The 5,777-nt window shown below is 66.3% G+C and carries 7 protein-coding genes; 5 read left to right on the top strand and 2 right to left on the bottom strand.

The annotated features are described in order from the left end of the window. The first annotated feature begins 116 nt into the window (after positions 1-116). Positions 117-422, top strand: coding sequence for a YdeI/OmpD-associated family protein (locus JHC81_RS13470; protein ID WP_292175518.1), 306 nt, complete (start codon positions 117-119; stop codon positions 420-422). A gap of 8 nt (positions 423-430) precedes the next feature. Here the strand turns inward: JHC81_RS13470 and JHC81_RS13465 are convergent, their stop codons facing one another. Continuing rightward, the gene (locus JHC81_RS13465; protein ID WP_292175516.1) at positions 431-1,345 is read right to left on the bottom strand and encodes an alpha/beta fold hydrolase; all 915 of its coding nucleotides are present in this window, start codon (positions 1,343-1,345) and stop codon (positions 431-433) included. A 115-nt stretch (positions 1,346-1,460) separates the two neighbouring features. Here JHC81_RS13465 and JHC81_RS13460 point away from each other — a divergent pair, with 115 nt between their 5' ends. From JHC81_RS13460 to pgsA, 4 genes are read left to right on the top strand one after another with little or no spacing between them, the layout of a single operon-like run. Further along, positions 1,461-2,156 (top strand): carbonic anhydrase, encoded by a 696-nt coding sequence (locus tag JHC81_RS13460; RefSeq protein WP_292175514.1) that lies wholly within the window; start codon positions 1,461-1,463, stop codon positions 2,154-2,156. Between the two features lie 51 nt (positions 2,157-2,207). Beyond that, positions 2,208-2,453 carry a type II toxin-antitoxin system prevent-host-death family antitoxin gene (locus JHC81_RS13455; RefSeq protein ID WP_292175512.1) on the top strand — a complete coding sequence of 82 codons (246 nt, stop codon included), beginning with the start codon at positions 2,208-2,210 and terminating at the stop codon, positions 2,451-2,453. Then, the gene (locus JHC81_RS13450) at positions 2,450-2,914 is read left to right on the top strand and encodes a PIN domain-containing protein (RefSeq protein WP_292175511.1); all 465 of its coding nucleotides are present in this window, start codon (positions 2,450-2,452) and stop codon (positions 2,912-2,914) included. Before JHC81_RS13455 ends, JHC81_RS13450 begins: the two co-directional genes overlap by 4 nt. After that, positions 2,911-3,546, top strand: coding sequence for a CDP-diacylglycerol--glycerol-3-phosphate 3-phosphatidyltransferase (gene pgsA, locus JHC81_RS13445; RefSeq protein ID WP_292175510.1), 636 nt, complete (start codon positions 2,911-2,913; stop codon positions 3,544-3,546). Before JHC81_RS13450 ends, pgsA begins: the two co-directional genes overlap by 4 nt. Positions 3,547-3,711: 165 nt before the next feature. On the opposite strand, the gene JHC81_RS13440 is transcribed toward pgsA, so the two are convergent. Further along, positions 3,712-5,757, bottom strand: a complete 2,046-nt coding sequence (locus JHC81_RS13440; protein WP_366466273.1) for a S46 family peptidase — start codon at positions 5,755-5,757, stop codon at positions 3,712-3,714. Between the last annotated feature and the right edge of the window lie 20 nt (positions 5,758-5,777).

Raw genomic sequence — 5,777 nt, 5'->3', positions numbered from 1 at the left:
CCTCGGTGGTCGATCTGGTCAAGGTGGACGGGATCAACCAGCCGCTGGCGGAGCGCATCTACGGCTTCTTCCATCCGGAGACGCGGGGCTAGGATGCGGCGTCAGGAGACACCGGCATGAGCGACTTCGCCCAGGGGACCGTCCATGTCGCCGGGGCCGATCTTCAGGCCGCCGTGCAGGCCGACCCGGAGATTCTGGCCCTCTGGCAGGCGCTGACCCCGCTGGGCCGCAACGAGTTCATCTGCTGGGTCGAGGACGGGAAACAGCCCGCGACCCGACAGCGTCGTATTCAACGCACGACCGAGGAACTGCGCGAAGGCCAGAAGCGCCCCTGCTGCTGGTCCGGCTGCATCCACCGCACCGACAAGGCCCCCAGCCGCTGGCAGCAGGCGGTGCTGATCGACGGAAAGCGCAAGTCCTAGCCCAGCCTTTAAGGCTGCGCCGGCAACACCGCCATCAGCGCCCGCGTGAATCCGACGGGGGCGACCGTCAGGTGATCCTCGTCCTCCAGCACGGTCGAGCGGACCCGCAGGCCGGGATAGTTCCGGGACGTCAGAACCCGCTCCATGGTCCGCAGGTCGCCGACCATGTCCACCTCGGTGTTTCGCCTGCTGTCGCCGGGGACCTCATAGGCGCCGATGTACATGAAGACGTCGGCCGGAAGGTCCCGGTGGGTCCGAGCATAGTCCGCCTCCATCGTCATGATGTGACGCTTGTCGAACCAGAAGGATGGGCTGCCCAGCACATAGCCCCTGAACAGGTCTGGCTCCGTGAACATGATTTGCGCGCCAAGCAAACCGCCGTAGGAATGCCCCAGCAACACCCGCTGCGTCGGGTCTGCCCGGAATCGATCCTCGACGAACGGCAGCACCTGCGTCTTCAGATAGGTCTGATAGGCCGCTCCCCCGCCATGCAGGGTCGAACTGGCCCGTCGTGGGCCGTTTGGCGTCGGCGTATAGTCCCGGTTGCGGCTGGCGACCGGATTGTCGCCCTTGGCATAGGACAGACCGATCAAGATGAACTCCTCGACGACGGGGCCTTCCAGATTCACACGCCGCGCGATCTGGCGAATGATCGGAAAGGCGTAGTCAGCGTCGGTCACATAGAGCACCGGATACCGACGGTTCGGACTGGTCGCATAGCTGGCGGGCAGGCTGACGAAGATTTCGTACTCCCGACCCGAAACCGGATCGGGCACGGCCCAGACCTGGGTGCCTTGCAGCACATAGGGCGATCCGTCGGCCGGGGCAGCCTGCGTTTGCGTCGCCTGGGCATCGGCCCTGTCCGAACAGGCCGACCCCAGAAACGCGGTCGTCAAAACCAGCACCAAAACCAACGCTCGCATACGCAACTCCCCGAACAACCTTGGCCTTGCGAGCCTAGACGTGAATGTGGCCAATCCGGGCCGGAGCGGCCACGTCGCATGGGCCATCAACCGATCCAAGTCAGGCCGATGTCCCATGACAGAGCGGCGCGACGACAGTCCCGACATCCCTCTCCCGCGGGCGTCGCTGATCGCCTATACCGCCCTCATGACCGACGAATCTTCCGATACTCTCCTCGCCGGCTATCGCCGCTTTCGCCAGGATCACTGGCCCGAGGCCAAGGCCGAGTATGAGGCTCTGGCGGCGGGGCAGAAGCCGCACACCCTGATCGTGGCCTGTTCCGACAGCCGGGCCGATCCGGCTTTGATCTTCGACGCTGCGCCGGGTCAGCTGTTCGTGGTGCGCAACGTCGCCAACCTGGTCCCGCCCTATGAGCCGGACGGCCAGCTGCACGGGGTGTCGGCCGCTCTGGAGTTCGGGGTCAAGGTTCTGGGCGTATCCCGCATCGTGGTCATGGGCCATGCCCATTGCGGCGGCGTGGCGGCCATGCGCACGGGCGCGCCCGACAGCGTCCGCGACTTCGTCGCGCCCTGGATCGCGCAGGGCGAGCCCGTCGTGCGCCGCGTCGCCGAGGCGGTTGAACCGGATCAGGTCGAACAGGCCTCGGAAGAGGCCATCGTGCGCCTGTCGATCGACAATCTGCGCACCTTCCCCTGGATCGCCGAGCGCGAGGCGGCGGGCAAGCTGGCGCTCAGCGGCCTGCATTTCGGCATCGCCGACGGCATCCTGCGGGCCCTGCGTGGACCGGGCCGGTTCGAGGCATTGGACTGATCGCCAGGCAGGCGTTTGTGTAAAGTAGTGTGATCCACTACTATCCGCCCTATGGAACGCACCATTACCGCCACCGAAGCCAATCGCGAGTTCTCGCGCGTCTTCAACGAGGTCGCCAATGGCGAGACCTATGTGGTGACCGCACGGGGTAAACCGGTGATCCGGATGGTGCCCGTGAGCGCGGAAGAAGCCGATCGTGAAGCCCGCAGACAGCGGCTCAAAGCCTACCTCAAGGAAATTTCCGGTCGTCCGGTATCGAACCTTGGCCGCGTCACGCGCGATGATGGCTACGAGTGAAGGTCGCGCTCGACACCAACGTGTTAGCTTATGTCGAGGGTGTCGGTGATGAACCGCGACGCGCCGCCGCCGAACATCTGGTGACCTTGCTGTCCATCGACAGCGTCATCCTGCCAACCCAGGTGGCGGGCGAACTCTACAATGTCCTGCGACGCAAGAAGGGCCTGGAACGCGCCGAGGCTGCGACAGTGGTCATGCGTTGGGGTGACTTCTATGGCCTGACGCCCCACACGACCCAGACGTTCACCGATGCTGTTGCCTTGGCTGCCGAACACGACAAGCAGATCTGGGACGCGCTGATCCTGAGCATTGCCGCTGCTAACGGTTGCCGCCTGCTTCTTTCCGAAGACATGCAGGACGGCTTCGTCTATCGCGGGGTGACCGTCGCCAATCCCTTTGCGGAGACCCTGCATCCCTTGCTGGCGTCTTTGCTCGATACACTGTCGGAGCGTTCCGAATGACCCCCAGTCACCCTGCCAATCCCATTCCGAACATCATCACCGGCCTTAGGCTGTTTGCCGGGGTGATCATGTTCCTGATCCTGGCCGGGGCCGCACCGCAGGGTGTGCCGATCCTGTCGGAGTATCTGAGCCCTGACGACCAGTTCCGGTTCGGCCGCACAGCTTTCGTGATCTTTGTGGTGGCCGCGTCCAGCGACTGGATCGACGGCTTTCTGGCACGGCGGTGGAATGCGACCACGCGCTGGGGGGCCATTCTGGATCCCATCGCCGACAAGGTGCTGGTCACTGGCGCCATTCTGGGCGTCCTGGCCTGGGGTGCTCTGCCGCAGATCGCCATCCCTTGCGGCCTGATCCTGTTCCGCGAGTTCGCCGTCTCGGCCCTGCGCGAAACCGTGGCGGGCAAGGTCAAGCTGCCGGTCACCCTGCTGGCCAAGTGGAAGACGGTCTTGCAGATGATCGCCCTGGGCGCGCTCCAGGTCGCCCTGCTGTGGGACGGCTTCGGACTGCCGCTGGAGTGGCAGCCCCACTTCCAGGTCTTCGCCTATGTCCTGATCTGGGCTGCCGCCATCGTCACTCTTTGGACCGGCTGGCAGTACTTCTCGAAGGCGCAGCAGAAGATGAGCGCGGTCTAGGCTAACTCAGGCATTCTCCCTCTCCCTCGGGGGAGGGTGGTCGCGCAGCGACCGGGTGGGGAGGGCCAGGGCAAGCCAGCCTCGGTGCTAAACGCCGCCGAGCCCCCTCCCACCCGGCCTCGCCTTAGGCTCAGCCACCCTCCCTCGTTGAGGGAGGGAAAAGGGTCACCGAACCCCCAACTCCTCGACCAGCCGTTCCATCCCGTAGACGTCCCGCAATGCCGTCGTCACCGCCCCGGTGGTCACGATGACCGAGCGGTTGACGTTGCGGTCATAGCCGTAGGCGTTGCGCTGGGTCAGGACGGTGGAGTCGAAGTTCGCCCCCACGATCTCGCCCGCCTCATTGACGACCGGTGACCCCGACGAGCCGCCGATGGTGTCGGACGAGACCGCCATGTTCAGCACCGTATCCCCATCGATCCGCTCGCGCGCGGCCAGCAGCTTGGGCGCGACATCGAACGGGGCCGAGCCGGTCGCCCGGTCCCACAGGCCGCTGAAGGTCGTGAAGGCCCCGAACCGCTGTCCGGGTACATCTGTGCCCTCGATCTGGCCATAGGTCAGGCGCAGCGTCCCGGTCGCATCCGGATAGACGCTGTCGCCGTAGGCCTGGAAGCGCAGGGCGGCCAGTTGTTCCGAAGCGCGGGCGGTCGGCGCATCGACACGGGCTTCCCAGTCGGCGCGGATGGCGCGGGTCGGCTCCTGCAAGGTCAGCAGATACTGGATCATTGGATCCTCCGACGCCTGGATGGCGGCCAGGCCACCCTCCCACAGGGCTCGGCGTACGGCCGGATCGCCCAGGGTCGTGCCCTGGACCAGACGGGCGGAGCGCGCCTCGGGCGATTCATCGCCCAGCAGAACCGCCATACGCGGATCATCGACGGTCAGCCATTCGCGCGTCTTGGACAGCCACCATTCCATCCGCACCTGATCCAGCGCCGGATAGACGGGGCGCTCGGCGAACAGGCCGGACTGGACGGCGGTCAGGCGGCTGTCGGCAAACTCCGGCAGGCGTTCGGCCGACGGCTTCTCCCGTTCCTGCGCCCCGCGCACCAGCGTCCGGGCCCAGTTGAACAGTTGCGACCCGCCTGCCACCGGCGTGGTGCCCAGGCCGGTGCCGCCTTCCAGCAGGGCCATGGCGGGGTAGAGTTCGCGCGCGATCGGCTGGATCGAGGACAGCGTCGTCCACGGATCGGCGGGCGTTGCCGTCGCTCCGCGAATGCGCGTCTGGAAGTCGACCTCCGCCTCGGCCTTCATGCGCATGAAGCCGGGGTCGGTTAGCGCCCGCATCCGGCCGAGGCCGCGCTTGTAGGTGTTCTCCAGGCCCACGATCGGGTCCATGGCGATGAAGGCGTTTTCGTCGCTCTCCTGGCTGAAGCGGATCAGTCGCCCGCGCAGTTCGCTGGCCAGCAGCTGATCCATCGGCAGGACCACGTCGCGGATCGTGAACAGCTGGTCCTGGGTCAGCAGACGCTGGGTCGCGCCGGGGCTGCCGGACACGAAGACGGGCGTGCCCTCGACGGGCTTGTCGGCATTCCACTTGAAGTGGGTGGGCGTCGCAACCGGAGCGCCGTTCTCATACAGGCGGATGAAGGCCGCATCGATGGCGAAGCGGGGGAAGCTGAAGTTGTCCAGGTCGCCGCCGAAGGTCGCCGCCCGATCCTCCGGGGCCCAGGCCAGGCGCACATCGGAAAACTTCTTGTAGGTATAGAGCTTGAACTGACCGCCACGATACAGGCTGACGACCTGACAGCGTTTGTCGGTCGCGTCGCCACAGGCCTCCTGCTCGATCCGTCCGGCTTCGGCGTCGCGCGCGCGGGTGAAGGCCTGGCCTTCCAGCCCGGCCCCGGCGGCCTGCATCCGCTCGGTGATGTCCGTGATCTCCGTCAGGATCTCGGCCGTGCCGCCGGGGCATTTCAGCTCCTCCTCGCGGCTGCGCGGGGCAAAGCCGGTTTCGGCATAGTTGACGGCCTGGGTCGACAGATTGGCCACGCAGGTGGCGACGCAGTGGTTGTTGGTCATCACCAGTCCTTCGGCGGAGACCAGGCCCGCCGAACAGCCCCCGAACTTGACCGAACTCAACCGCACCCGGTCCAGCCAGGCCTGATCGATGTTGGTCCCCAGCGTGGCGTTGGCCCGCGCGATGGGGAAGTTGTCGAAGGTCCACATGCCTTCCTCGGCCTTCGCCGTGGAGGCCGCGGCGAGGGTCAGCAGGGCGGCGGCGAGGGCGGGGG

The sequence above is a fragment of the Brevundimonas sp. genome (genome assembly GCF_016463295.1).
In the GTDB taxonomy this organism is placed as follows: Bacteria; Pseudomonadota; Alphaproteobacteria; order Caulobacterales; family Caulobacteraceae; genus Brevundimonas.
This window is presented reverse-complemented; position numbering and strand designations above follow the sequence as displayed.

Bases quoted from the DNA above. Each gene is read 5' to 3' on its own strand.
- JHC81_RS13470 (WP_292175518.1), top strand. From the start codon at position 117: ATGAGCGACTTCGCCCAGGGGACCGTCCATGTCGCCGGGGCCGATCTT.
- JHC81_RS13465 (WP_292175516.1), bottom strand. From the start codon at position 1,345: ATGCGAGCGTTGGTTTTGGTGCTGGTTTTGACGACCGCGTTTCTGGGG.
- JHC81_RS13460 (WP_292175514.1), top strand. From the start codon at position 1,461: ATGACAGAGCGGCGCGACGACAGTCCCGACATCCCTCTCCCGCGGGCG.
- JHC81_RS13455 (WP_292175512.1), top strand. From the start codon at position 2,208: ATGGAACGCACCATTACCGCCACCGAAGCCAATCGCGAGTTCTCGCGC.
- pgsA (WP_292175510.1), top strand. From the start codon at position 2,911: ATGACCCCCAGTCACCCTGCCAATCCCATTCCGAACATCATCACCGGC.